Here is a 25,501-nt window from a genome sequence, read left to right as displayed (position 1 = left end):
TGGCAAAAAATTCTAAGCGATAAGACTCTTTCGCGTAGGAAAAGATATATCCATGTCACGATAGTAAATAAAGGGAGTTATGCTGTTGATATAAAATATTATGTGGAAATATGCTGTCGTATAGATGAATAATAAAAATAAAGGCTTACCTTTTGTAACAGAATCTCCTAAGCCTGGTCATATTTATCTTTTACCTTGAAACCCTGAATTTTTTAAAGTAATGGGGAAAATTTATGCTACAAGGTTTTATTGTATTACTAGCAGTAGTTACATTTGTTTTAATGGCTGCTGACCCACGTGATGGTGGGGCACAAGCGACTCAGTCAGCGTGGCAAAAAACACAAGCGGCAGACATGACCAAGTCGCAAAAAAACACTAATAATGACGCAGATTTTATCTAAGCATTAAAACGCATAGATAAATCAACAGCTCTAACGTCTTTGGTTAGGACGCCCATAGAAATATAGTCAACGCCAGTAGTGGCTACTTCACGCAAGTTTTCAATAGTGATATTGCCAGATGCTTCGAGTTTACAGCGACCCGCCACGTGTTTTACGGCATCAATCATTTGCTGTTGACTGAAGTTATCGAGCATGACAATGTCAGCACCAGCTTCAAGTGCTTGATTTAGCTCATCCCAAGTTTCAACTTCGACTTCAACAGGTTTGCCTGGTGCAATTTGATGTGCTTTGGTGATTGCTTGAGCAATACCACCCGCTGCCATAATATGGTTTTCTTTAATTAAGAACGCATCAAATAAACCAAGACGATGGTTTTGTCCGCCGCCAATAGCCACAGCATATTTTTGTGCAATACGTAAGCCCGGTAGGGTTTTACGTGTATCGAGAAGTTTTGTATTTAAACCTTCAAGATGCTGAACATATTCAGCAGTTTTTGTAGCAACAGCAGATAAAGTTTGAATAAAGTTTAAAGCAGGGCGCTCTACAGTCAGTAAGCTACGTGCAGAACCTGCAAGCTTTAAAAAGGCTTCGTTTGCAGCAACACGTTCACCTTCTTGTTTTAACCAAATCACCTGTACAGTGTTGTCATAAGCTGAGATGAGCGCATTAACCCACGGTTGGCCAGCTAAGACCATATCTTCGCGGCTAATAATGGTTGCAGTTGCCTGTTCATCTTCAGGTGTGAGCATAGCGGTAATGTCACCGTCCCCAATATCTTCTTGTAATGCTTGTTGAATATTGATTTGAATTGATTGTTCAAGCAAAGACTGAGGTATGCTCATACGGTTTCCATTTTGTCGATGACCCTAAAACTTGCGATATATTAGCACCGTCGACCTGAAAAATAAGCTATTTTATGAGATTAATCGCGATAAACAATCGCATTTACTACTTTGAAAAGCACATAACTGTTTTAAACTAAAACAATTGGCAAGCAATTTATTGGCGTCTCAATGAAGCAAATCACAGCGTATGAAGTTATAGATGGACAATTAAAAGGGGCGAGACAAATCCCTTCTCCAAATTTTAACCAGCGTCCGACTGGCACCGAAATTCAAATGATTGTGGTTCATAATATTAGTTTGCCACCGTCTCAATTTGGAGGTGGCTATATTGAGCAGTTTTTTCAAAACAAGTTAGATTGGTCAGTTCATCCTTATTTTCAGACTATTGAAGGCATGCAGGTTTCTACACATCTGTTAATTTTACGAACAGGTGAAGTCCTACAGTTTGTTAACTTTAATGAGAGAGCATGGCATGCAGGGCGTTCAAATTATTTAGCCAAAGTAGAATGCAATGATTATTCAATTGGTATAGAACTTGAAGGAAGTGATGATTTACCTTTTGAAGACGTACAATATGAAGTGCTAACTGACGTTGTTACCGCTATCCGTCAGGCTTATCCTGAAATTAAAAACCATATTGCAGGGCATTCAGACATTGCACCAGGCCGAAAAACCGATCCGGGGCCTTATTTTAAATGGCAACACTTTAGACAACTGTTAGCACAGAAAAAAACTTGAGTTCATTCATCATTTCACAACGAAAAGATTTTCTAGTTTCATTACAATAGCGTCTTTCGAATATAGCTGTAGGTGAGTGCGATGGCATTGTGGCGATCGACTTTTATTGTCAGTGCAATGACGATGTTGTCACGAGTGTTAGGGCTCGTGCGTGACGTCGTATTGCTCAACGTGTTTGGTGCAGGTAAAGATTTTGATACCTTCGTCGTCGCTTTTCGTATTCCCAACTTCTTTCGACGACTATTTGCTGAAGGCGCCTTTTCTCAGGCCTTTATCCCAGTCTTAACTGAATATAAAACGGGTCGAGCACACGCTGAAGTACAGATCTTAATTAGTCGGGTATTTGGCTGTTTGCTAACAGTTATGACCTTACTCACTTTTGTGGCTATGGTTTTAGCACCTGCAATCATCTATATGTACGCACCGGGCTTCCACAGTGATCCAGAAAAGTTCGATTTAGCCGTCAGCATGTTCCGTTTGACTATTCCATATCTAATGTTTATGTCGCTCACGGCTTTTGCTAGCAGCATCTTAAATAGTTATGGCTCCTTTGCCTCACCAGCTTTTTCACCAGTTTTGTTAAATGTAGCGATGATCGCAGGAGCGTGGTGGCTTACGCCGTATATGGCTGAGCCAATCAAAGCATTAGGCTGGTCAGTTGTTGCGGCTGGGGTATTACAGTTAGCGATACAAATTCCTGAATTGTGGCGTAAAAACCTACTGATTCCACCTAAAGTTGATTTTAAACATGAGGGTGTAGAGCGTATTTTAAAATTAATGCTTCCAGCATTATTTGGTGTATCGGTGACTCAGATTAACCTATTGCTAAATACGATTTGGGCATCTTTCATGCAAGATGGTTCAGTGTCTTGGCTCTATAGTGCCGAACGCATGACTGAGCTACCTTTAGGTTTAATTGGTGTTGCGATTGGTACAGTAATTTTGCCTTCGCTTTCTGCCCGTCATGCAGAGCAGGATCAAGCAAAGTTCCGCGGTATGATCGACTGGGCTGCAAAAGTCATTGTATTGGTAGGATTGCCTGCAAGTATTGCTTTATTTATGCTTTCAACACCGATTATTCAAGCATTATTCCAGCGTGGTGAGTTTGATCTACGTGATACACAAATGACAGCTCTAGCATTGCAATGTATGAGTGCTGGTGTAATTTCTTTCATGCTTATTAAAGTATTTGCACCCGGTTTCTATGCACAACAAGACACAAAAACACCAGTGCGTGTAGGCTTAATGTCAGTTGCAGCTAATGCGATTTTAAACGTTGTATTTATTGGTTTCTTTAAGCTTATTGATTGGCATGCAGAACATATGGCACTTGCACTAGCATCTTCAGGTTCAGCGTTAGTAAATGCCGGTTTACTCTACTTCTATTTGCATAAGCGTAATATTTTCCGATTTGGTCCGCATTGGAAGAAATTAGGACTTCAATATGGTTTAGCAAACCTCGCTATGATTGCAGCGCTTTGGTTTGGGCTCAATTGGTATAACGGAGAGCTTTCACAGTGGTTACGTGTTGCCGAAGTCGTAGGGCTATGCGTAGTTGGGATAATTGCTTACCTGATCGGTTTAATCCTTACGGGTTTTCGACCTAGAGATTTAAAACACTAAAAATAAAAAAAGCGATCTTAAATGATCGCTTTTTTTATAATAATACATTTATTTTTGCAAAACTTGTAGCAATTCGATATCGAAAATTAAAGTGCTATTTGGACCAATCGTGTCACCTGCACCGACTTCACCGTAAGCGAGATTTGCAGGGATAAAGAAACGAGTTTTACCGCCTTCTTTCATGGTTTGTAGACCTTCAGTCCAGCCTGCAATCACTTGGCTAAGCTGAAATTCAACTGGATGATTACGTGCGATTGAGCTGTCAAATACAGTTCCGTCGAGTAAACGACCTTCATAATTCACTTTAACACGTGATACAGCTTTCGGTTTTTTACCTGTACCTTCTTTTAATACTTGGTACTGGAGACCTGATTTAGTCGTGATTACACCCGATTTTTTTGCATTATCAGCAAGAAATGCAGCACCTGCTTGAGCATTTTGTTGACCTACTTTTTGAAATTCAACAAGCTGCTTAGCTTCTAAAGTTTTTTTATAATCATTAATCGCTTTCGACATTTCTTCGTCAGTTAAGCGTGCGGTTTTGTTCTGAGCACCTTCTTGTAAACCCTGATAAAAAATATCAAGATTTAGATCTGTTAAAGCATCAGTATTATTACGGCCCATTAAATAGCCATAGCTATAGCTAAATTGTTCTTTCGCCGGGCTTTTATTTGTAATAGGTGCAGCAGCAAAAACAGATAAACTTATCGTTGATGTTGCAATAATTAAACCAATTTTTTTCATGCCGTTTTCCAAAAAAAAGGAGAGTACTGTTTTACTCTCCTGAATGTTTTTATTTCACTGAAATGAGTTCTACATCAAAAATCAGCGTACTGTTTGCTGGAATACCAGGAAGTTCCTGAGGGCCATAAGCAAGATTAGATGGAATGAAGAACGTCGCTTTACCACCTTCTTTCATGAGCTGAAGTCCTTCAGTCCAGCCTGGAATAACCTGATTGAGAGGAAACTCAACAGGCTCACCGCGCTTATACGAACTATCAAATACTTGACCATTAATTAATCGGCCTTCGTAATGTACTTTAACCATAGACTGCGCAGTTGGTTGTTTACCTGTGCCTTCTTTAGTAATGATGTATTGCAAACCAGACGCTGTAGTTTTTACACCAGCTTTTGTTTTATTTTCTGCAAGGAATTGAACATCTGCAGATTCAGACGCTGCACCAGCGGCTTGCTGTGGTTTATCTTGTTGTTGCATTTTTTGCTGCAATTCTTTTTCATAAGCAGCAACAGCAGCTTTTAACTCTTCTTGAGTATAAGCACTTGGTTGCTTATTACGAGCATCATGAATCCCTTTCACAAATGATTTTGTGTCAAGTTCAGGTGGAGTTTGCTGAGCAACTTCGTACCCAAGAACATAACTGATTTTTTCAATTGGAGAGGCATTTTTATTTGCTTTGCTTCCGACTTCTGTGGCCGGATGTTGGCTTGCATAATAAACTGGTACAAGTGCAGCACCGCCTAAAACTACAGCGACAGCAATGGGTAAGGCTTTACTCATAAAAGGTTCCAAAAATAATCATTTGAGTCTAAAAAAGCTGCTTTTGATCTTAGCATGCTTAAGCATAGATTGTTTAAGAAAAAAAACGAGTGGTTTTTTATATATTTTAGTTAGTTTTAGTTGGAATAAACTTAAAAAATCTTAAATAAAAAAACCGGATCATTTGATCCGGTTCTCTTATCATTTTACGATTAATCTTCTTTTTGTGCTTTATAAGCATAGGCATAGTTATAGCCATAACCATAACCATAACCCGCGCTCGCACGTTGAATATCGTTAAGGATAAAGCCGTTGACTTTAACACCTGCTTGTTCAAAGCGATTAAGCGTTAATTCAAGTTCTTTCATTTGCGACTTAGCATAACGCGCAACAATTAAGTTCACACCAGTATATTGTGAAATAATAATACCATCGGTTACTGCAAGCACTGGTGGAGTATCGATAATGATGTGGTCATATTGACTTTGTAGCTGTTCAAGTAACTCTTTAAATTGATTAGAACTTAAAATCTCTGAAGGATTTGTTGGGCTTTTACCACGAGTAATCACATCAAGGTTAACAACTTGAGTTTTGTGTAATACTTTTTGTAGATTAGCTTGTCCTCTTAACAATTCAGAAAGACCTGGTTTTACATCAACATCGAAGTATTTATGCATATAACCACGGCGCATATCGGCATCAATGAGTAGTACTCGTTTGTCACCTTGCGCAAAAATTGTTGCAAGGTTGGTCGATATAAATGATTTACCTACTTCTGGAGAAGGTCCTGCAATCATAATGATATTATTTTTTGCATTTGCTAATGCAAAGTGAATCGCGGTACGGATACTACGTAAGCTCTCAATTGCGATGTCATCACCATTTTTAACTGCAAGGATAGGAATACTCTTCTTCTTCTTTAAAATCTTGATGCGGCTTTCTTGAATTGGAGAACGAGGTACGGTTGCATAAACTGGTAAATCCAATTCATTTTCAATTTGACCCGAATCTTTAATACCTGTACGTAGCATATTACGCAATAGAGCAATCAAAGTTCCAATAAAACCACCCACAAATAAAGATAAAATAAGAACTAACAGCTTTCTAGGTTTAATTGGCTTAACTGGTTCGACTGCAGTGTCAACAACACGTACGTTACCTATTTCACCTGCTTTGGCGATACGAAGTTGTTGGTACGAGTTGAGAAGCGCTGTGTAGAGCTGAGTTTTCACTTCTACTTCACGATACAATTGTAAATATTGGCGCTGTACATCAGGTAATTGTTTTAAGGTGCTATTAAGTTCGCCAATTTGTTTATTAATGGCAGCTAGCTGTCCATTAATTTCCCGCATTGCTGGGTGCTCAGCCGTATATTTTGCAGCCATTTCAGCTTGCTTTTGTTCAAGTTCAGCTTTTTTAGTTTCTAAAGTAATGCTTTGAGTTAAATACAGCTCAGATTCTTTTGTGACATCAACTGTGTTGTATTGTTGACGGAACTTATTAAATTGACGTTCTGCATCATCCAGTTGTTTTTTAAGGTCTGGTAATTGTTCATCCAAAAACTTTAAAGTTTGAGCAGACTCAGCCGAACGGCGTTCAATATTTTGTGCACTATAAGTTGCTAAAATTGCATTTAAAACTTTAGTAATATGTTCTTTATCTTGGCCTTGATAATTTAGACCTAAAACACCTGTAAGTTTGCCACGTTCTGCGACAGAATAATTTACGCTAAGTGCATTTACAGCAGCAGGTAAGGACAAATTAGTAATATTATAGGTCGCATCGAGTTGATCTTTGGTAAAAATTGCAACCTTCCAGAGTCCATGTGGCCCAGTAACATGGTTAGCCCGGTTCAACGGAACTGTTAATATTACCTCTTCAGTTTCTGGGTCAGTTAAAGTTAAAGATTGTTTATCAAAATTAAGAAGTAAGTTTTTGTCTAGATAATAATTCGGAACTTCAAATTCACGCACTTCAAAACTTTTAAGGTCATCTTGAAATAAAACCGATTTTTTTGTGTACTCGGTTTTATATTCCGTGTCGCTTAATAATCGGTGAGTGAGCGTATCTTCTGTACTGGAAACTTGTATATTCAGATGTAGCTCTTTAATTACAGAGCCCAAAACCAGACGTGATTTTAAAATTTCAATTTCTGCTTGAGCAGGCGATTTTTGCTCAATCATTTGTGACAAATCGCCTAAAAGTGCTGCAGAGGCCCCTTTACTATCTTCCACCTGAACCAAAGCATCAACCGAATAGGTATCTGGTGTTACACGTAAATAGAGCAGGGCGCATACAAGGCTCAAAATAATACAGAGCGCGATCAGCTTCCATTGAGCAATGAGTGAAAAAAACAATTCTTTTAAATCAATTGTATCTTCAATGTTTGTATTTTGGTTCATAAGCTTAAAATCTTGGCGTTAAATATAAGGTTTCCAGTCAGCAACACATTGCTGTATGAGTTGGCAGGTTTCATCAAAAACAGCTTGATCGTGCTGATATGGGTCTGGCACGTTTTTGTTTTGCCAATGCCCTAAGCGGTAGGTTTTACCTTTTGCAAAGGGCCAAGCTTGCTCAATATGCTTTTGCTGGTTGTTACTCATGACCAAAATAAGGTCGGCTTTTTTAATATGTTCAGCGCTAAGCTTACGTGCCACATGTGGTTGCATGTCGATACCTAAGCGCTGCATACAAAGTTGTGCTTTATTGTCTGCCTTATGCCCCACGAGCCCTGAAATGCCAGCAGACTCAATATTTAATTGGGGATATTTCTGTTTTAAAAAATATTCTGCCATAGGGCTACGGCAGATATTTCCAATGCAAACAACCAAAATATTTTTAATTTGCATAATATTATTGGCCCAAGCGGTCTATATTATATAAAGCATTTGAGAATGGAATAATCTGGTTAATCACACGCTGCCAGCGAGTTAAGCCAGTCGCATCAACATAGACAATATCATTACTACGTAGTCTAAACTGATTGGCTAAACCAAAGTCACCAATACTCATTAAATTTAAATGATAAATTTCTGTTGTGTGATCATTTGGGTTTGTACGTACCACATAAATACGACTGGCACTTGCCGAGTTCGGGTTAATCCCTAAACTTTCACCTAAAGCATCGGTTAAGGTCATGCCCTGATCGCGCATAGGTAACGCTTGGTTTTTACCTGACTCACCCATGACATAGATTTTCTGGTTTTCGCGTGTGCTCACATAAATCGTGTCATTGGGTTGAATCAAGAGTTTATGTAATGAATAGCCAGCTTTTTCTAAATCAATTGTGTTTAGGTTGTATGTTTGACCATTACGAATCAGTTGAATATAAGTGTTATCACCTGTAGTGGTGACACCACCCGCCATACCAAGAGCTGAATAGACACTTACTGGTTGATCACTTAAATAAAACTGACCACCTTTAGTGACACTGCCTTGCACAGAGAAGCGTTGACCCTCATAAGACAATACGCGAACTATCACATCAGGGTTTTTTAAGAAGCGAGAAAGTTGACTACGAAGTTCACGGTTGACTTGAGCGAGTGACTTACCAGCAGCTTTATAACGCCCCACTAGAGGAAATTGGATGTAACCGTTTTGATCAATTGGATAGCCATTGGCTTGAATTGATTGCTCATTACTAATGTTATTTACAGGTGGGGGAATTTCAGGATAAGCCCAAAGTTGAATAGAAAGAACGTCTCCAGGGCTTAGGCGGTAAATAGACTGCTGATTTTTAAATAATTTTGAATAATCACGTTGGTAATCAATTTGAGCGGGCTGGATGGCTGGTAGTGTTTCTTGAGAAATTTTAACAACATTAACCGTAGTTCCAAGGTCGGTTCTATAAACACCTTCATTTGGAATATCGTAAGTTTGTAAACCTGAAGTGACTGCACAGCTAGCGGCACTCAAACTTAAGGCAAGAACAGAAAAAAACTGGCAATACTTCACACGCAACCCTTTGTGTATTTATCTTTAATTGATATTGGCTACTGCTTAGTGACAAGTGTCTATTAAACGCAGGCTGAAATGATTCTAGCTGAAAAGGAATGAAAAAACACCGAAAAAATCACAGGGCTTTGTATGTTTAGTTTATCTGGGGCGGGCTTTTAAGCAGTAGTCACAGTGCAGAAATATTAAAATTGTATAATTTTGGCTAAGAGGGAAAAGGTTGTTTATAAATGTTGTAAACACATTTATACAATTGGCATACGGCGGTAAATGAAAATCTGATATAGTACGCAGCACAGTTAGTGCCAAAAGCATGATTTATTAGATATAAACTCTAAGGAAAAGGCTCGTTTGTATGCAAATTGCCAATTTAAAAATAGCAATTATTGGGTTAGGCTATGTTGGCCTGCCGTTGGCAGTTGAGTTTGGGAAAAAAGTATCTGTTGTCGGTTTTGATATCTATCAAAAACGTATAGATGAGCTTAAGAGTGGTCAAGATCATACCTTAGAAGTCTCTTCAGAGGAGCTGAAGCAAGCAGTTCAATTGACTTATAGTGCTGACCTTAATGATTTAAAAGGTTGTAATTTTTTTATTGTGACTGTTCCAACACCAATTGATGACTTTAAACAACCAGATTTAACACCTTTAATTAAAGCATCGACCAGTATTGGTCAGGTGCTTAAAAAGGGTGACATAGTCGTATATGAATCTACTGTGTATCCGGGTGCAACAGAAGAAGTATGTATTCCTGTTTTAGAAAAAGTTTCAGGTTTAAAATTTAACCAAGACTTTTTTTCAGGTTATAGTCCCGAGCGTATCAATCCTGGTGACAAACAGCACCGTGTAACTAATATTTTAAAAATCACCTCAGGTTCAACCCCTGAAGTGGCGGATTATGTTGATGACGTTTATAACTTGATTATTGAAGCGGGGACACATAAAGCACCTAGTATTAAGGTGGCAGAAGCTGCTAAGGTCATTGAAAACACCCAGCGTGATGTAAATATTGCTCTGATTAATGAATTAGCGCTTATTTTTAATAAATTAAATATCGATACGGAAGATGTGCTCAAGGCGGCAGGTACGAAGTGGAACTTTTTACCTTATCGTCCAGGATTAGTCGGTGGGCACTGTATTGGTGTAGATCCATATTATCTGACCCATAAAGCTCAATCGATTGGGTTACATCCAGAAATTATTTTGGCTGCCCGTCGTTTAAATGATCGTATGGGTGAATATGTAGCAACTCAGCTCATTAAAGAAATGGTGAAGCAACGTATCCAAGTTGTTGGGGCACGCATTTTGGTGATGGGGCTTAGCTTTAAAGAAAACTGTCCAGATATCCGTAATACAAAAATTGTCGACTTTATTAAAGCCCTTAAAGAGTATGATTTAGACTTAGACATCTATGACCCTTGGGTAGATGATACAGAAGTACAACACGAATATGGTTTAGGACCAATTAAAGAACTGCAACAAGGCTTGTATGATGCGATCGTTATTGCTGTAGCACATAACCAATTTAAATCTATGAGTGTGGAAGAGTTTCATGCTTTAGGTAAAGAGAAGCACGTGCTATATGATTTGAAATATGTTTTAGATAAAGGTAAGAGTAATATTCGGTTGTGACGGGCATTTGGCACACAATAACAGATAAAATATTATTTTCTATCAAAAAGCAGTGGCATTTCTGAAAATACATACTGAGAGGATGTCTAATAATGTCACAAATAAAAAGGATGTGGCTAGTTATTGAAGTAGTTCTAGATTTAAATTATTCCTTCGAGTAAATCCGTATTTAATAATATAATTGGTGAAACATCTGTATGAAAACCCCGATTTATGTAACACAACCAGTTTTGCCAGAATTGGATGATTTTATTCCGTATTTAAAAGAAATATGGGACAACAAGATATTAACAAATGGTGGTCCAGTTCATCAGCGCCTTGAGCAAGAGCTGAGTAAGTTTTTAGGTGTAGAATATGTTTCATTGTTTAATAATGGAACTATTGCTTTAATGGCAGCAATTCAAAGTTTGGGATTGCCTAAAGGTGGTGAGATTATTACTACGCCTTATAGCTTTGTTGCAACAGCACATTCTATTGTATGGAATAACTATACCCCTGTATTTGTTGATATTAATCCGATAACATCAAATTTAGACCCTAAAAACGTAGAGCGAGCTATTACTGAAAAAACGGCAGCAATTTTACCAGTTCATTGTTATGGTATTCCATGTGATGTATATGGTTTACAAGCGATTGCAGAAAAGTATCAATTAAAACTCATTTACGATGCTGCTCATGCTTTTGGTGTTAAAGCACATGGTAAAAGTGTGTTGAGTTATGGTGACTTAAGTGTCGTTAGTTTCCATGCAACAAAAGTGTTTAATACCTTTGAAGGTGGTGCCATTATTTGTCATGACTTAGAAACTAAAGTAAAAATTGATCAGCTAAAAAACTTTGGTATTGTCAATGAAACAGTAGTTGATAGTGTTGGACTGAATGGGAAGTTAAGTGAAATTCATTCTGCTTTAGGTTTGTTACAGTTAAAATCATTAAAAGAAACATTGACCGCTAGAAAAACAGTATATGAGCTATACCGATCTTTATTGGATGGTGTAGAGGGAATTAAATGTTTAGAGAGACCATCGGTTGATGAAGATAACTATGCATATTTTCCGATTATTGTAGAAGATGGTTTTGCTCTAGATAGAGATGCACTTTGTGAAAAATTAAAAGAGAATAATATCTATGCTCGAAAATATTTTTATCCGTTGATTAGTGAGTTTCCAGTTTATCAGGCTTATTACGCAGAAACACCAATCGCAAAAGAGTTATCTGATAAGGTTTTATGTTTGCCTATGTACCCGCATCTTCAACCTGAGGTTTGTGAGTATATTGCTAATGTAATAAAAAGCATAAAATAAGGTTCAATATGAAAGAGATTGTGATTATTGGTGCTGGTGGTCATGGAAAAGAGGTTGCATGGTTAGCAAAAAGATGTGGCCGCCTAGTTAAAGGGTTTTTAGATAATACTCCTGAAAAGCAAGGTACTTTAATTTCTAATCTCCCAGTGTTAGGTTTTTTAGATACTTGTCAGCAATATAGTGACTGTGAATTTATTATTGCAATTGGTTCACCAAGAGCAAGGAAAAAGATCTTAGAAACATATTTCACTAATACAGGCTTTTTTTTTGCAACATTAATCGATCCTACAGCTATTGTTGGTGATAATATTAATATTCAAGAAGGCGTGATGATTTGTGCTGGGAGTATATTAACTGTTGATGTGCAAGTAGGGCGGCATTGTATAGTGAATACGAATGCTGTTCTATCGCATGGGGTAACCTTAGGTGACTTTGTGACAATAGCACCAAATACTTCAATTTCTGGTGATGTGACTATTGGTAACATGGTTGAAATTGGGGCAAATGCTACTGTGCGAGAAAAAATACGTATTGCAGATGGTGCAATGGTGGGGATGGGAGCTGTTGTTACTAAACATGTGCTAGATGCACAAATGATGGCTGGTAATCCTGCAAGGCTATTAAGAATAATAGAATGATCTTCAGTTATAGCTTCATAAGCACAAAATTTCGAGATAGTTAGTAATGGTTGGTATAAAAATACTTCATTTATCTTTGGATGATAAGTTTGTAGATATTGGTATACAAAGCTTTGAAAAAGTTGCACCTGAGAGTACTTCTTTATTTGTATATGGTCAGGGAGAATTAAAATTTGTAAAAAGCCCTTGTAGTGTTGTAAATAAAAAAGACCCTATTATTAATAAGGTTAATCCTAATGATTATGATCTTATAGTAGTTCATGCATTGGTCGATGTTTGGTATACATTCCTTTTGTCTGTACCTGATAACATCCCTATTGTTTGGCTAGGTTGGGGGTTCGATTATTATGATCTTATTCCTAAGCAACTTCTATTGAAGGATACGATTAAACTAGTTCCAAAAAATAGAATAAATATATTTTTTATTAAGAGGCTTTTTCATAGTTTAAAAAGAAGAGTTAGGACATTGTTGTTGCCAAAAAAAACAAAAGTAATGCAACGGATTAATTATTTTTCTCCAGTTTTAGAGTCGGAATATTATATAGTAAAAAACAATTTAAAAAATCTGTTTAATTTTCCGAAATATATCCCATTTAATTATGGGAGTTTGGAAGCTAATTACATTAAAGGGTATGAGGACAAGATTGTTCAAAACAAAGATTTATTAGTTGGTAATAGTGCAACTTATACAAACAATCATTTAGAAGCATTTAAGCTAGTCAGAAATTATGAAAAAATAAACCCAAATGGAAAAATTGTCTGCCCACTTAGTTATGGAGAGAATTCTTATCAACAAATAATAATAGAAACAGGTCGTGAAATTTTTGGTGATAAGTTTTTGCCAGTTGTTGATTATATGCCAATACAACAATATGTCGGTATTCTCATAAACTGTGGTTTTGTGATCATGAATCATGTTCGTCAGCAAGCTTTAGGTAATATCTTAATTATGCTTTATTTAGGTGCTAAAGTGTTTTTGAGAGAAGAAAATCCTGTTTATACGTTCTTAAAAAATCATGGGGCGATTCTTTTTTCTATTCAAACTTTAGAGGAGGATAAGAGTTTGCTATCCGAAGGATTGTCAGTTGAGGATATCCATATAAATAGAAAAGTACTCATGTCAATATGGTCAGAGCAAGTTGTTACGGATATGACAAAGAGCCTTATTGCTACAGCCTTGAGCTCTAAGTCATGAACATAAAAAAAATAGCTCAATTTGCTATTGGTCCTTTAGGAGCTGCGGCGCTAGGGTTTATCACATTACCTATTACGGTTTGGTATTTTACACCAGAAGATATAGGTCGGATTTCTATGCTTCAGGTGATGATCAGTTTTTGCGTACTATTATTTAGTTTAGGACTTGATCAGGCTTATGTGCGAGAGTTTCATGAGGTTGATGATACACCTGCTTTATTTAAATTTGCATTGCTTCCTGGTTTGAGTTTGCTTTTTTTGATAAGTATTGTATTTCTTATTTTTCCAACACTGATTTCTAGTCTTCTTTTTGAAGTGAAGAGTGCAGTTTTGAGCTGGTTAGTACTGGTATGTATCATTAGTTCATTTGTATCTCGCTTTTTATCTTTGATTCTTCGAATGCAAGAAAAGGGTTTAGCCTATTCAATGAGTCAGGTTTTGCCAAAACTATTATTTTTGGTAATTATTGGATTTTATATTTTATTTTACCCAAGATTTAATCTAATGGAGTTGGTGTTGGCAAATACACTATCCATTGTTTTGGTTTTAATTATTCTAACTATTAATACATACAAAGAATGGCTTATGGCATTTACATGCCAAATTAATTTTAACAAGGTCAGAGAAATGCTGATCTTTGGGATGCCTCTAATTTTAGGAAGTGTTGCATTCTGGGGGTTGACGGCAATGGATAAGATTTTTTTAAAAAAATATTCTACATATACAGAGTTAGGTATTTATTCTGTTGCTGTTAGTTTTGCCTCGGCGGCAACCATTTTGCAAAGTATTTTTTCTACAGTATGGGCACCTATCGTTTATAAATGGGTGCGTGATAATGAAAATATAGAAAAAGTTAATAAAGTTACAGAATATATTCTGTTGGCAGTCATTTTTATGTTTTCTGCTGCTGGCATGTTGTCTTGGATACTTGATTATATTTTACCAAAACAATATTCCGCTGTGAAATATATTGTTGTTTCATGTTTGGGTGCTCCATTACTTTATACACTATCTGAAACTACCGTTATCGGAATTAGTGTTATGCGTAAAACAGGCTACGCTATGTTAGCTGCATTGGTCGCATTGGGTGTAAATTTATTTTGTAACTACCAGTTTATTCCACATTATGGGGCGATAGGTGCTGCAATAAGTACAAGTATTGCATTTTTTGTTTTCTTTATCTTGAGGACAGAGTTCTCAATACGGGTATGGAAACCACTTCCACGTCTTAAGCTCTATGTATGGACAACATTAGTGGTTTCTCTTGCAGTATTTACTTCATTATCACAAGGTAAATTTTCATTTTATCTTAATGGCATTTGGATTTTAATTTTTACATTTGTGGTAAGGGCTATTTTGAAGGCGCGGAAAGCTTATAGTGTTCATTAATTTTTTCATAAAATTTTTGTAATGTACTTATCATGGTTTTAATAGGTTTTATATGAAAATAACAGTAGTTGGTACAGGTTACGTGGGCTTATCGAATGCGATGCTGTTTTCTAAACAGCATGAAGTGACGGCCCTCGATATTGATGCCACAAAAATTGATAAACTTAATCAAGGCATATCTCCTATTCATGATGACCTTATTCAAGAATATTTGATTGATAATTCAAACTTTAAAGCAACATTAGATAAACATTCTGCATATGTGGATGCGGAAGTCATTATTATTGCTACACCGACCAATTACGATGAAGCAAGCAATTATTTCGATACGAGTTCGATTGAATCTGTGCTTGAAGATTTAAACCAACTAAAAAGCGATGCGATTATTGTGGTGAAGTCTACAATTCCTGTCGGTTTTACTGAGCGTATGAAGGAGACTTTTTCAGCATTGAAAGTTGTTTTTTCTCCGGAATTTTTACGTGAAGGCAAGGCATTATACGACAACTTGTATCCGTCAAGGATCGTGGTGGGTAATACCTCGGAAGTTGGTGCATTAGTTGGACAATTATTTAAAAATGCTAGTTTAAGACCTGATGTAGATGTACTACAAATGGATGCAACGGAAGCTGAAGCTGTAAAGCTTTTCTCAAATACTTATTTGGCAATGCGTGTTGCCTATTTTAATGAATTAGACTCATATTGTGCATCACGTGGACTAAACTCAAAAGATATTATTCAGGCTGTAGGATTAGATCCACGTATTGGGGCGCATTATAACAATCCATCGTTTGGCTATGGTGGATACTGTTTACCAAAAGACACAAAGCAATTGCTAGCCAATTATCAAGATGTCCCGCAAAATTTGATCGGAGCAATTATACAGTCAAATACAACACGAAAAGATTTTATTGCCGAGCAAATTTTGGCAAGAAAACCCAAAGTGGTTGGTGTGTATCGTTTAGTAATGAAACAGGGTTCAGATAACTTTAGACAATCTGCGATTCAAGGTGTGATGAAGCGCCTTAAAGCCAAAGGTGTTGAAGTCGTCGTGTTTGAGCCAAGTTTAAATGAGTCAACATTTTTTAACTCACGTGTGTTGAGCGATTTTGATAGCTTTAAGCAAGAGTCGGATGTGATTATTGCAAACCGTATGGTGAGTGAACTCGAAGACGTCATTGACAAAGTTTATACTCGTGATTTATTTGGTGAAAATTAATTATACTTAGGTAGTTGTATGAAAATTTTAATTACTGGTGGCGCTGGTTTTATTGGTTCAGCGGTTGTTCGTCATATTATCCAGAATACAGAAAATGAAGTATTAAATGTTGATAAACTGACTTATGCAGGAAATTTAGAATCTTTAATTTCTGTGGCAGATAATCCACGTTATCAGTTTTCTCAAACAGACATTTGTGATCGAGCTGCTTTAGATAAGTTGTTTGAAACATTCCAGCCAGATGCAGTTATGCATCTTGCGGCAGAGTCACATGTAGATCGTTCTATTACTGGTCCTTATGCGTTTATTGAAACCAATGTGATTGGTACTTATCAAATGTTAGAAGCTAGCCGTGCTTATTGGTTAGGTCTAAGCGATGAAAAGAAAGCAGCTTTCCGTTTTCACCATATTTCAACTGATGAAGTTTATGGTGACCTAGAAGGCACAACGGATTTATTTACCGAAACTACATCGTATTCACCAAGCTCACCATATTCAGCAAGTAAAGCAAGTTCAGACCATTTGGTACGTGCATGGAATCGTACTTATGGTTTACCTGTATTAGTGACTAACTGCTCAAATAATTATGGCCCATTTCATTTCCCGGAAAAGCTTATTCCACTAATGATCTTAAATGCGTTACAAGCAAAACCATTACCAGTTTATGGCAATGGTCAGCAAATTCGTGACTGGTTATTTGTAGAAGACCATGCGCGTGCGCTTTATACGGTAGTGACTCAAGGTGTGGTAGGTGAAACATACAACATTGGTGGACATAACGAAAAAGCTAACCTTGATGTTGTATACGCGATTTGTGATCTGCTTGAAGAACTTGCACCAAATAAACCGGAAGGTGTAGCACAGTATAAAGATCTGATTACGTACGTGAAAGACCGTCCAGGCCATGACGTGCGTTATGCAATTGATGCAACCAAAATCAAAGAAGAACTCAACTGGGTACCGGAAGAGTCATTTGAAACTGGTTTACGTAAAACTGTTGAATGGTATTTAAATAACAAAGAGTGGGTTGAGCACGTACAAAGTGGTGAATATCAGTCTTGGTTAAACAAGCAATATCAAGGATAGCTATGAAAATCTTATTGCTTGGTAAAAATGGACAAGTGGGGTGGGAGTTGCAACGGGCGCTTGCACCTTTAGGGGATATCATTGCTTTAGACCGCCATGGTTTAAACGGCTTGTCTGGTGATATGACCCAACCACAGGCGATTTATGACACGATTTTGGCAGTACAACCGGATGTTGTGGTCAATGCTTCTGCTTATACGGCTGTCGATTTGGCGGAAACTGAGCAAGAACAAGCTGATATCGTCAATCATCAAACTGTAAAAGCTGCAGCTGAAGCCTGTTTGAAAACGAATGCTTTATTGGTGCATTACTCAACAGACTATGTTTTTGAAGGTATGGGAACAACAGCCTTTGTTGAAACTGATGTAATTGCGCCATTAAATATTTATGGGAAAACCAAAGCTTTGGGTGAGCAAGCGATTGTTGATAGTGGCTGTCGCTATTTAATATTCAGAACTTCGTGGGTATATGCTTCAAGAGCGAAAAATTTTTTGAAAACCATGTTAAGCCTAGCTCAACAACGCGAAGAATTGTCAATTATCGATGATCAGATTGGTGCACCAACTTCAGCTGAATTGATTGCAGACATCACCGCGCAGGCTATTCCACAAACTGTGGCAGACGCAAACAAAGTTGGTATTTATCACTTGGTGGCAAGTGGTGAGACTTCTTGGTTTGGCTACGCAAACTATGCATTTACACAAGCACGTACTTTGGGGCAAGAGTTGGCGATACAAAAGATTAACCCGATCCCAACAAGTGCTTACCCAACGCCTGCAACACGACCACACAATTCACGATTAGATAATCAGAAAATACAACGCACTTTTGGATTGACTCTACCAGTCTGGCAAGAAGGTGTTAAACGCGCATTAATGGAGCTTTTAAACAAATGAGCTTAAAACGTAAAGGTATTATTTTAGCGGGCGGTTCAGGTACACGCTTGCACCCAATTACTAAAGGTGTTTCAAAACAGCTTTTGCCGATTTATGATAAACCAATGATTTACTATCCGCTTTCAGTACTTATGCTCGCGGGTATTCGTGAAGTATTGATTATTTCAACTCCGGAAGACTTACCAAACTTTGAAAAACTTTTGGGTGATGGTTCGCAATTTGGTATTGAACTCAGCTATAAAGTGCAACCTTCTCCAGATGGTTTGGCCCAAGCTTTCTTAATTGGTGAAGAGTTTATTGGGCAAGACAATGTTTGCTTGATCTTGGGAGATAATATTTACCATGGTCAGCACTTCAGTCATCAATTAGAGGCTGCTTCTGCACGTGAATATGGAGCAACGGTATTTGGTTATCATGTGACAGATCCCGAGCGTTTTGGTGTTGTTGAATTTGATAAGACTGGTAAAGTGCTAAGTATTGAAGAAAAGCCAACCCAACCAAAATCGCCTTATGCAGTAACAGGTTTATATTTCTATGATAACCGTGTCGTTGAGTTTGCAAAACAGGTGAAACCATCTGCACGTGGTGAGCTGGAAATTACAGATATTAATAACGCTTACTTACAAGATGGTTCACTGAATGTTGAATTACTTGGCCGTGGTTTTGCATGGTTAGATACAGGCACACATGAATCTTTGCTTGAAGCGGGTCATTTCATTTATACCATTGAAAAGCGTCAGTCTTTTAAAGTGGCATGTCTGGAAGAAATTGGCTTCCACCAAGGCTGGATTAGTAAAGAACAGCTTTTAGATAGTGCGGAAGCATTGAAAAAAACTGAATATGGCCAATATTTGAAAAAAGTTTGGGAAGAATCAAATGAAGGTTGAAACGACTAAAATTGAAGGGCTTTTGATTCTTCATCCAAGTGTTTTTGGTGATGACCGTGGTTGGTTTATGGAAAGTTTTAATCAACAACGCTTTGCTCAAGCGCTTGAAGATTTAAATTTACCGGTTCCAACTTTTGTGCAAGATAACCATTCATTGTCACAAAAAGGTGTGTTGCGTGGTTTACACTATCAAAACGCACCTTATGCACAAGGAAAACTGGTACGTGTTGTACAGGGTCGCGTTTGGGATGTGGCTGTAGATATTCGCCCAGACTCAAAAACCTATGGTGAATGGGTTGGGGTAGAACTCAGTGCAGAGAACAAAACTATGTTTTGGATTCCTGAAGGATTTGCCCATGGTTTTATCTCTTTAGAAGATAATACACAGTTCTTGTATAAAACCACAAACTACTACAACAAAGAAAGTGAAGGGGCCATTATTTGGAATGACCCGACACTTGCAATTGAATGGCCTTTAACGGAAGTTGATGAAGTGTTGGTGAGTGATAAAGATCAGGTTGCAAAGGAATTTAAGAAATAAACAATGAAGAAGGTCTTCTTTTTAACCAATGCGGTAGATTTAGCTAATTCAAGTGATGGATTGGCTAAAAAGATACATGCACAAACTAAAGCCTTTCAAGACTGTGGGTATGCAACAGAACTAGCGGGTTGTTCAGGAGACTTTTATAAAATTGGAGAGCACCAGTTTTCAATTCAAGAATCTGGTGTTTTTAAGAAAACTGATGAAATATTAAAAAAAGTTGAGAAATATATTCTTGAACAAGAGAGTTATGAGATCCTCTATATACGGAAGTTCTATTTTACTCCGAAATTTTTATCCTTTTTAAAAAATATTCGACAAAAATTCAAATCTATTTTATTAGAGTTGCCAACTTATCCATATTATGGTGAATTACAAACGATCAAAGCAAAAATTGGATTTTGGATAGAGTGTTTTTTAGTCATTAGAAAACTATATAAATATATTGATAAAGTTGTAACCTTTTCAAGTGATAAGAAAATATATGGTATTGATTGTATAAAAATATCCAATGGTATTGATTCTTCAGAGCAAATATATTTTGAAGAACCAAGTAGAGATGTAATTCATTTTATTAGTGTATCTTCTATTAGTTTTTGGCATGGAATAGACCGGTTTATCTTGGCACTAAAAAATCATGGTGAAGATAATGTGCATTTTCACGTGGTTGGTGGAGATAATGAAGTTTCGTTATCACTGCAAAGTATGGTAAGTGAATATAGTTTAAAAGATAAAGTAACTTTTCATGGGCATAAAAGTGGGGAGGAGTTAAAAGCTATATATGCTATAAGCCATATTGGTGTAGGAAGTTTAGGGCGACATAGAAGTAATATTTACTACTTAAATTCTTTAAAAAATAGAGAGTATATTGCAAAAGGTTTACCTGTTATTTATTCGGAAATAGATGATGGGTTGGAGAACCTTTCTTATGTATATAAAGCTACTCCAAATGAAGAACCTATTGTCATTAGTGATATTATTTCATGGTTTAAAACCTCAAGTATTAATCGAATAGAAGTTTTAAAAGATTCAGATAGGTTTCTTTGGAAAGGGCAAATACAGAGTATTCTAATGAATTTGGAAAGATAAGCTTTTAAGGAAATTATTGGTATCTGATTATGTATGCTGAATTGCGATATGATATTAGAAATGCTATTTTTTATTTAGCAAGTGTAATGATTTTTATCATTGCTTTTTTTTTAATTGGTTTTTCTCCTGTTCTTGGTTTTATTTATTGTTTAATCACATTGTCTTTAGGAATAGGTAAAACATTAGTCATAAGGAGTCTGTATTCATTAGGTGCAGTATTTAGTTGTGCTGTGATGGCAGCCTCAAAAAATTATGCAACTTATAACCCATCTGATGATTTTTCTAATAATTATTGGCCTGTATATCAGGATTTGGTGCACAGTAAATCTTTTTTTGACAATGTGTTTGCAGATAATTATGAGTACTTTTTAGGTTTCTATTTAAAAACTTTAACGTATATAAATGGTGCACCATTTAACCAAACCCAATTAATGTTTGTTATTTGCTTTAGTGTCCTTGTTTTATTTTATATTTGGCTTGAAACTTTAGGCTTAAAGAGAATACCTTCAGACAAAAAGTCCTTCTGTGTCGCGATGTCTATTGGGTTGTTTCAATTTTTAATTACATTACAATATGTTAGACAGATTTTTGCATTAATCTTTCTTTTATATGCTATAACTTTTCTTCTCGATAAGAAAAAAAGACAAACTTTAGTTTTTTTTATATTAGCCTGTTTTTCTCATACTACCTCAATTATATTATTTCCTTTATATGTCTTAATAATGAAAAAGGGAAAGCGATTTACAATAAATGTTGCAATCCTTGGTGGTATAATGGCAATTTTGTTCTTTGGTATTGTAAATTTCTTATCAGCATTATCTTTTGGTGCAGAGTTTTTCTATAAACTTAGTTATTATCTCCAAGTGGGGGATAGGGCGAATTCTCTTGCCGGATTTAAGTTTTTAATACCAAGTTTAATTTTATCTTGTTTTTTCTTTGCTAAGAATGAGTATCTTGAATCTTGGAAAGCATTTCAGATAAATGGGGCAATATTATTTTCAGCATTATTTTTTATACCTGAATTACCTTTAAGGCTTTTTGGTCTTTTAATTATGGTTCTTCCTGGGTATTTATTGTTCCTTTCTTCATATAGGATTGGTAATTTTTTCAGAATTATTTTAATTTTATATTTTGTATTCTATGGGTATAGGTTGGTTATTAGAGACTATATTAGTTTGAGTGGAACAGAAGGTGATTTTATGGGTTTGTGGTATAGTTATCCATGGATAGGAGATCACCTCTTTTATTATATGCGTAGTTTACTTTGATTAATAATCCATTTCATTCTTTTACTAATTTAGAGTTTTTTTATGAATAGTGCAATAATAGTTTTATTTAATCCTGATCTGACGCATCTTAATAACTTTATAGGCCAGCTAAGTGGGCAAATCGACAAAATTATTTTAGTTGATAATACTCCATACTCTTTAAAGCAATATGGTAACGATGAGTTTTCTGAAGAAAATATTATCTATATTGATTTAAAAGATAACTTAGGTATTGCCACTGCACATAATGCAGGTATTAAAAAAGCAATAGAAATTGATTCTGAATATGTCATTATATTTGATCAGGATTCATCTGTACCAGAAGGCTTTGTCAACTCTTTAGTTAGTGTCGATAAAATATTACGGAGCGAAGGAAAAAAAATTGCAGCAGTTGGCCCCTCTTATATCGATATTAAAACTAATACGATGGCCCCAGTAATTCAGTTTAATGGTTTGAAGGTTAATAGAATAATTCCTAAAGAAGAGGAATTATATACTTCAGCAGATTACATTATCTCGTCCGGTACACTCATCCATGTTGATGCTTTTAAAACAGTTGGATTGATGATGGAAGAGTTATTTATTGATTATGTTGATTTGGAATGGGGGTTGCGTGCCAAGAAAATGGGGTATCACTGCTTTGTGGCGAATCATGTTGTTATGAAACATTCGATTGGTGATCGTTCAATAAAAGTTCCTTTTTCAAATAAACACGTTAATATTCATTCTGATTTTAGAAAGTATTTTATTATTAGAAATGCATTTTTCTTGATTCTATATTCAAATTTACAGGCAAATTGGCGTATTGTGCAAATACCTAAAACCTTTATGTACTTTGGTTTTTTATGTTTATTTGTGTCACCAAGATTAAATAATGTGAAGATATTCTTTCAGGCATTCAGAGATGCAGTAACAAAAAAAATGGGTAAAGGAAGTATGTAATGGTAGATAACATGCCTAAGACCATTGCTTCGATCGTTTTATATAAACATAGCTATGCTGAGTTAAAAGCAACACTCGACAGTTTATTTGCCACTCCAAGCATTGAAAAAGTTATTTTGGTAGATAATCATTCAAGTAACTGGGCTGCAACATTTCAACATCCTAAAGTTGTTTATGAAAAATCAGAGGGTAACTTTGGTTTTGGTTATGGGCATAATGTCGCCATTCGTAAATATGCGCCAAAAAGCGATTATTTTCTCATTTGTAACCCTGATATTTACTTTGATGCTGAGCAATTTGCCCAATTGCTAGACTTTGCTCAAAGCCGACCTGAAGGTTTGTTTTTACCAAAAATTGTCTATGATACTGGTGAAGACCAACATGGTGCGCGGTTAATACCAACTCCCTTGAACCTGTTTGCTCGTCGTTTTTCCCCATCTTTTGCCAAAAAGCTTGATCAACAATATTTGTTAAAAGATTATTCACTTAATCAGCCATATTTTGTGCCTTATCTTTCAGGTTGTTTTATGTTATTTGATGCGGCGAAACTTTTAGCAATTAATGGTTTTGATGAACGTTTTTTTATGTATATGGAAGATGTGGATTTATCTCGTCGTTGTGCAGACCAATTTGGTGCTGTGTACTATCCATTAGTACAAGTAGTGCATGTTCACGAACAAGCATCATATAAAAACAAACAATTACTTAAAGCACACTTAAAAAGCGCGATACAATACTTCAATAAATGGGGATGGATTTATGATATGGGGCGTAGTAGGCTTAACGCAAAATGTTTAAATCAATTTTCTAAATAATGAAGCATTTAAAATGAAATTCGTAGGTATATTCAGATGTTAAAAAGGCTTGTAGATATCATGATTGCCCTATCTGCCTTAATTCTTCTAATGCCTGTTTTTTTGATTGTAATTTATAAAGTTAGGAAAAACCTAGGTTCCCCTGTCTTTTTCTTACAAGAACGTCCGGGCAAAGATGGTAAATTATTTAAAATGATTAAATTCCGCTCTATGAAGGATGCGGTTGATCAACATGGCAATATTTTACCAGATGAAGAGCGAATTACCCCTTTTGGGCAAAAGTTGCGTTCTACCACACTCGATGAAATGCCTCAGCTAATTAATGTGCTTAAAGGTGATATGAGCATTGTAGGGCCACGTCCACAGTTGCCAGATTTTTTGGAGTATTACACGCCAGAGCAGATGCGTCGTCATGAAGTTCGACCGGGTATGACTGGTCTAGCGCAGGTAAGTGGACGTAATAATTTGAGTTGGGAAGAAAAGTTCGATCTAGATGTGCAGTATGTCAATACACAAAGCCTTTGGCTCGATTTTAAAATTATGTTTAAAACAGCAGAAGTCATGCTAAAAAAAGAAGGAATTAATGCTCCAGATCAAGCTGTAGGAGCAAGTCGTTTCACTGGTTCACGCGATAAATAAATTTTTGTAATTAAATATAGTTGGTAACAGTTCAATGATTAAAAAAGCAGTTTTGCCAGTTGCGGGTTTAGGTACCCGGTTTTTACCAGCGAGTAAATCGATTCCCAAAGAAATGGTTACAGTTGTTGACCGCCCTGCCATTGAGTATGTGGTACGTGAGGCAGTTGAAGCAGGTATAAAGCAAATTATTTTTGTGACTCATTCTGCGAAGGTTGCTATTGAAGATTATTTTGATCATGACTTTGAATTGGAAACAACATTAGAACAAAAACAAAAATATGATTTGCTTAAAGAAATTACTGATATTTTACCTAAAGATGTCAGTATTGTGAGTGTACGTCAACCAAAGCCTTTAGGCTTAGGGCATGCGGTACTCTGTGCTAAGAGTATAGTAGGTGATAATGATTTTGCTGTACTTTTACCTGATGTGTTGGTTAAAAATAAATCTGAAAAAAATGATTTGGCTCGTATGATAGAGCGTTACGAAACAGTACATGCTGCCCAAATTATGGTTGAAGCTGTGCCAGAACATTTGGTTGATCAGTATGGTATCGTCGATGTGTCACATTCACCTGCTGCTGGTGAAAGTATCGTCATGCAAGGCATTGTAGAAAAGCCTGCTATAGGCACCGCACCGTCAAATTTATCAGTAGTTGGACGCTATATTTTACCCGCAAAAATTATGCAACTTTTAGAACAAACCCCTAAAGGTGCTGGCAATGAAATTCAATTGACTGATGCGATTGCTTTATTACAGCAAACAGACCATGTAGAAGCTTATTGTATGCAAGGTCAAACTTTTGACTGTGGTAGTAAGTTAGGCTATTTAAAGGCTGTGTTGCACTATGGGGTTGAACACCCGCAATTAGGACAAGCATTTAAAACGATGATTGCTGAGTTAGAACAATAAG

25 protein-coding genes are annotated in these 25,501 nt (G+C 36.4%); 19 read left to right on the top strand and 6 right to left on the bottom strand.

What is annotated here, in order from left to right:
- The first annotated feature begins 233 nt into the window (after window positions 1-233).
- Window positions 234-401, top strand: a complete 168-nt coding sequence (locus tag J655_RS24760) for a hypothetical protein (RefSeq protein WP_000938938.1) — start codon at window positions 234-236, stop codon at window positions 399-401.
- Here the strand turns inward: J655_RS24760 and nadC are convergent.
- On the bottom strand, window positions 398-1,243 hold the full coding sequence (nadC, locus tag J655_RS19340) for a carboxylating nicotinate-nucleotide diphosphorylase (protein WP_017400303.1): 846 nt from the start codon (window positions 1,241-1,243) through the stop codon (window positions 398-400). The genes J655_RS24760 and nadC overlap by 4 nt on opposite strands.
- Window positions 1,244-1,414: 171 nt before the next feature.
- On the opposite strand from nadC, the gene ampD reads away from it, so the two are divergent.
- On the top strand, window positions 1,415-1,984 hold the full coding sequence (gene ampD, locus J655_RS19335) for a 1,6-anhydro-N-acetylmuramyl-L-alanine amidase AmpD (protein ID WP_032052796.1): 570 nt from the start codon (window positions 1,415-1,417) through the stop codon (window positions 1,982-1,984).
- 72 nt (window positions 1,985-2,056) lie between these two features.
- Complete coding sequence (gene murJ / locus J655_RS19330) at window positions 2,057-3,607, top strand: murein biosynthesis integral membrane protein MurJ (protein WP_005804817.1); 1,551 nt, start codon at window positions 2,057-2,059, stop codon at window positions 3,605-3,607.
- 48 nt (window positions 3,608-3,655) lie between these two features.
- On the opposite strand, the gene J655_RS19325 is transcribed toward murJ, so the two are convergent.
- From J655_RS19325 to J655_RS19305, 5 genes are all read right to left on the bottom strand, one after another.
- The gene (locus tag J655_RS19325) at window positions 3,656-4,351 is read right to left on the bottom strand and encodes an FKBP-type peptidyl-prolyl cis-trans isomerase (protein ID WP_032052795.1); all 696 of its coding nucleotides are present in this window, start codon (window positions 4,349-4,351) and stop codon (window positions 3,656-3,658) included.
- Window positions 4,352-4,400: 49 nt separating this feature from the next.
- Window positions 4,401-5,126 (bottom strand): FKBP-type peptidyl-prolyl cis-trans isomerase, encoded by a 726-nt coding sequence (locus tag J655_RS19320; RefSeq protein ID WP_032052794.1) that lies wholly within the window; start codon window positions 5,124-5,126, stop codon window positions 4,401-4,403.
- A 191-nt stretch (window positions 5,127-5,317) separates the two neighbouring features.
- Entirely contained in the window at window positions 5,318-7,507 is a 2,190-nt protein-coding gene (locus J655_RS19315) for a polysaccharide biosynthesis tyrosine autokinase (protein ID WP_032052792.1), read from the bottom strand.
- A gap of 18 nt (window positions 7,508-7,525) precedes the next feature.
- A complete protein-coding gene (locus J655_RS19310; protein ID WP_032012578.1) occupies window positions 7,526-7,954 on the bottom strand; it encodes a low molecular weight protein-tyrosine-phosphatase in 429 nt (142 codons plus the stop codon).
- Between the two features lie 4 nt (window positions 7,955-7,958).
- Complete coding sequence (locus J655_RS19305; RefSeq protein WP_032052791.1) at window positions 7,959-9,059, bottom strand: polysaccharide biosynthesis/export family protein; 1,101 nt, start codon at window positions 9,057-9,059, stop codon at window positions 7,959-7,961.
- 355 nt (window positions 9,060-9,414) lie between these two features.
- Here J655_RS19305 and tviB point away from each other — a divergent pair, with 355 nt between their 5' ends.
- The 16 genes from tviB (at window position 9,415) to galU (ending at window position 25,500) form a co-directional block, all read left to right on the top strand.
- Complete coding sequence (tviB, locus tag J655_RS19300) at window positions 9,415-10,689, top strand: Vi polysaccharide biosynthesis UDP-N-acetylglucosamine C-6 dehydrogenase TviB (protein WP_032052790.1); 1,275 nt, start codon at window positions 9,415-9,417, stop codon at window positions 10,687-10,689.
- 197 nt (window positions 10,690-10,886) lie between these two features.
- Complete coding sequence (locus J655_RS19295; protein WP_050675393.1) at window positions 10,887-11,990, top strand: DegT/DnrJ/EryC1/StrS family aminotransferase; 1,104 nt, start codon at window positions 10,887-10,889, stop codon at window positions 11,988-11,990.
- Between the two features lie 8 nt (window positions 11,991-11,998).
- Window positions 11,999-12,628 (top strand): acetyltransferase, encoded by a 630-nt coding sequence (locus tag J655_RS19290; RefSeq protein WP_032052788.1) that lies wholly within the window; start codon window positions 11,999-12,001, stop codon window positions 12,626-12,628.
- A gap of 46 nt (window positions 12,629-12,674) precedes the next feature.
- The gene (locus J655_RS19285) at window positions 12,675-13,823 is read left to right on the top strand and encodes a TDP-N-acetylfucosamine:lipid II N-acetylfucosaminyltransferase (protein ID WP_050675392.1); all 1,149 of its coding nucleotides are present in this window, start codon (window positions 12,675-12,677) and stop codon (window positions 13,821-13,823) included.
- Window positions 13,820-15,211 carry an oligosaccharide flippase family protein gene (locus J655_RS19280; protein ID WP_032052786.1) on the top strand — a complete coding sequence of 464 codons (1,392 nt, stop codon included), beginning with the start codon at window positions 13,820-13,822 and terminating at the stop codon, window positions 15,209-15,211. Before J655_RS19285 ends, J655_RS19280 begins: the two co-directional genes overlap by 4 nt.
- A 52-nt stretch (window positions 15,212-15,263) precedes the next feature.
- The gene (locus J655_RS19275; RefSeq protein ID WP_032052785.1) at window positions 15,264-16,427 is read left to right on the top strand and encodes a nucleotide sugar dehydrogenase; all 1,164 of its coding nucleotides are present in this window, start codon (window positions 15,264-15,266) and stop codon (window positions 16,425-16,427) included.
- An 18-nt stretch (window positions 16,428-16,445) separates the two neighbouring features.
- A complete protein-coding gene (gene rfbB / locus J655_RS19270) occupies window positions 16,446-17,513 on the top strand; it encodes a dTDP-glucose 4,6-dehydratase (RefSeq protein ID WP_005079630.1) in 1,068 nt (355 codons plus the stop codon).
- Between the two features lie 2 nt (window positions 17,514-17,515).
- Window positions 17,516-18,409: a dTDP-4-dehydrorhamnose reductase gene (rfbD, locus tag J655_RS19265; protein ID WP_032052784.1), complete on the top strand. Its 894-nt coding sequence runs from the start codon at window positions 17,516-17,518 to the stop codon at window positions 18,407-18,409.
- Complete coding sequence (gene rfbA / locus J655_RS19260) at window positions 18,406-19,296, top strand: glucose-1-phosphate thymidylyltransferase RfbA (protein ID WP_005079624.1); 891 nt, start codon at window positions 18,406-18,408, stop codon at window positions 19,294-19,296. Before rfbD ends, rfbA begins: the two co-directional genes overlap by 4 nt.
- Window positions 19,286-19,837, top strand: coding sequence for a dTDP-4-dehydrorhamnose 3,5-epimerase (rfbC, locus tag J655_RS19255; RefSeq protein ID WP_005079622.1), 552 nt, complete (start codon window positions 19,286-19,288; stop codon window positions 19,835-19,837). Before rfbA ends, rfbC begins: the two co-directional genes overlap by 11 nt.
- A 3-nt stretch (window positions 19,838-19,840) precedes the next feature.
- Entirely contained in the window at window positions 19,841-20,926 is a 1,086-nt protein-coding gene (locus J655_RS19250) for a glycosyltransferase (protein WP_032052783.1), read from the top strand.
- A gap of 29 nt (window positions 20,927-20,955) precedes the next feature.
- A complete protein-coding gene (locus J655_RS19245) occupies window positions 20,956-22,194 on the top strand; it encodes an EpsG family protein (protein ID WP_032052782.1) in 1,239 nt (412 codons plus the stop codon).
- A 42-nt stretch (window positions 22,195-22,236) separates the two neighbouring features.
- On the top strand, window positions 22,237-23,136 hold the full coding sequence (locus J655_RS19240; RefSeq protein WP_032007150.1) for a glycosyltransferase family 2 protein: 900 nt from the start codon (window positions 22,237-22,239) through the stop codon (window positions 23,134-23,136).
- On the top strand, window positions 23,136-23,951 hold the full coding sequence (locus J655_RS19235; protein ID WP_005079614.1) for a glycosyltransferase: 816 nt from the start codon (window positions 23,136-23,138) through the stop codon (window positions 23,949-23,951). Before J655_RS19240 ends, J655_RS19235 begins: the two co-directional genes overlap by 1 nt.
- Window positions 23,952-23,987: 36 nt before the next feature.
- Entirely contained in the window at window positions 23,988-24,590 is a 603-nt protein-coding gene (locus J655_RS19230) for a sugar transferase (protein WP_032052780.1), read from the top strand.
- A gap of 34 nt (window positions 24,591-24,624) precedes the next feature.
- Window positions 24,625-25,500, top strand: coding sequence for a UTP--glucose-1-phosphate uridylyltransferase GalU (galU, locus tag J655_RS19225; RefSeq protein WP_005079612.1), 876 nt, complete (start codon window positions 24,625-24,627; stop codon window positions 25,498-25,500).
- Window position 25,501 lies beyond the last annotated feature (1 nt).

This window comes from Acinetobacter sp. 1294243 (genome assembly GCF_000588015.1).
In the GTDB taxonomy this organism is placed as follows: Bacteria; Pseudomonadota; Gammaproteobacteria; order Pseudomonadales; family Moraxellaceae; genus Acinetobacter; species Acinetobacter pittii.
The sequence above is the reverse complement of the archived record's forward strand: the minus strand, read 5'-3'. Positions and strand labels throughout refer to the sequence as shown.

Excerpts from the sequence above, each read along its gene's own strand:
- J655_RS24760 (WP_000938938.1), top strand. The coding sequence starts at position 234 with ATGCTACAAGGTTTTATTGTATTACTAGCAGTAGTTACATTTGTTTTA.
- nadC (WP_017400303.1), bottom strand. The coding sequence starts at position 1,243 with ATGAGCATACCTCAGTCTTTGCTTGAACAATCAATTCAAATCAATATT.
- ampD (WP_032052796.1), top strand. The coding sequence starts at position 1,415 with ATGAAGCAAATCACAGCGTATGAAGTTATAGATGGACAATTAAAAGGG.
- J655_RS19325 (WP_032052795.1), bottom strand. The coding sequence starts at position 4,351 with ATGAAAAAAATTGGTTTAATTATTGCAACATCAACGATAAGTTTATCT.
- J655_RS19320 (WP_032052794.1), bottom strand. The coding sequence starts at position 5,126 with ATGAGTAAAGCCTTACCCATTGCTGTCGCTGTAGTTTTAGGCGGTGCT.
- J655_RS19315 (WP_032052792.1), bottom strand. The coding sequence starts at position 7,507 with ATGAACCAAAATACAAACATTGAAGATACAATTGATTTAAAAGAATTG.
- J655_RS19310 (WP_032012578.1), bottom strand. The coding sequence starts at position 7,954 with ATGCAAATTAAAAATATTTTGGTTGTTTGCATTGGAAATATCTGCCGT.
- tviB (WP_032052790.1), top strand. The coding sequence starts at position 9,415 with ATGCAAATTGCCAATTTAAAAATAGCAATTATTGGGTTAGGCTATGTT.
- J655_RS19295 (WP_050675393.1), top strand. The coding sequence starts at position 10,887 with ATGAAAACCCCGATTTATGTAACACAACCAGTTTTGCCAGAATTGGAT.
- J655_RS19290 (WP_032052788.1), top strand. The coding sequence starts at position 11,999 with ATGAAAGAGATTGTGATTATTGGTGCTGGTGGTCATGGAAAAGAGGTT.
- J655_RS19285 (WP_050675392.1), top strand. The coding sequence starts at position 12,675 with ATGGTTGGTATAAAAATACTTCATTTATCTTTGGATGATAAGTTTGTA.
- J655_RS19280 (WP_032052786.1), top strand. The coding sequence starts at position 13,820 with ATGAACATAAAAAAAATAGCTCAATTTGCTATTGGTCCTTTAGGAGCT.
- J655_RS19275 (WP_032052785.1), top strand. The coding sequence starts at position 15,264 with ATGAAAATAACAGTAGTTGGTACAGGTTACGTGGGCTTATCGAATGCG.
- rfbB (WP_005079630.1), top strand. The coding sequence starts at position 16,446 with ATGAAAATTTTAATTACTGGTGGCGCTGGTTTTATTGGTTCAGCGGTT.
- rfbD (WP_032052784.1), top strand. The coding sequence starts at position 17,516 with ATGAAAATCTTATTGCTTGGTAAAAATGGACAAGTGGGGTGGGAGTTG.
- rfbA (WP_005079624.1), top strand. The coding sequence starts at position 18,406 with ATGAGCTTAAAACGTAAAGGTATTATTTTAGCGGGCGGTTCAGGTACA.
- rfbC (WP_005079622.1), top strand. The coding sequence starts at position 19,286 with ATGAAGGTTGAAACGACTAAAATTGAAGGGCTTTTGATTCTTCATCCA.
- J655_RS19250 (WP_032052783.1), top strand. The coding sequence starts at position 19,841 with ATGAAGAAGGTCTTCTTTTTAACCAATGCGGTAGATTTAGCTAATTCA.
- J655_RS19245 (WP_032052782.1), top strand. The coding sequence starts at position 20,956 with ATGTATGCTGAATTGCGATATGATATTAGAAATGCTATTTTTTATTTA.
- J655_RS19240 (WP_032007150.1), top strand. The coding sequence starts at position 22,237 with ATGAATAGTGCAATAATAGTTTTATTTAATCCTGATCTGACGCATCTT.
- J655_RS19235 (WP_005079614.1), top strand. The coding sequence starts at position 23,136 with ATGGTAGATAACATGCCTAAGACCATTGCTTCGATCGTTTTATATAAA.
- J655_RS19230 (WP_032052780.1), top strand. The coding sequence starts at position 23,988 with ATGTTAAAAAGGCTTGTAGATATCATGATTGCCCTATCTGCCTTAATT.
- galU (WP_005079612.1), top strand. The coding sequence starts at position 24,625 with ATGATTAAAAAAGCAGTTTTGCCAGTTGCGGGTTTAGGTACCCGGTTT.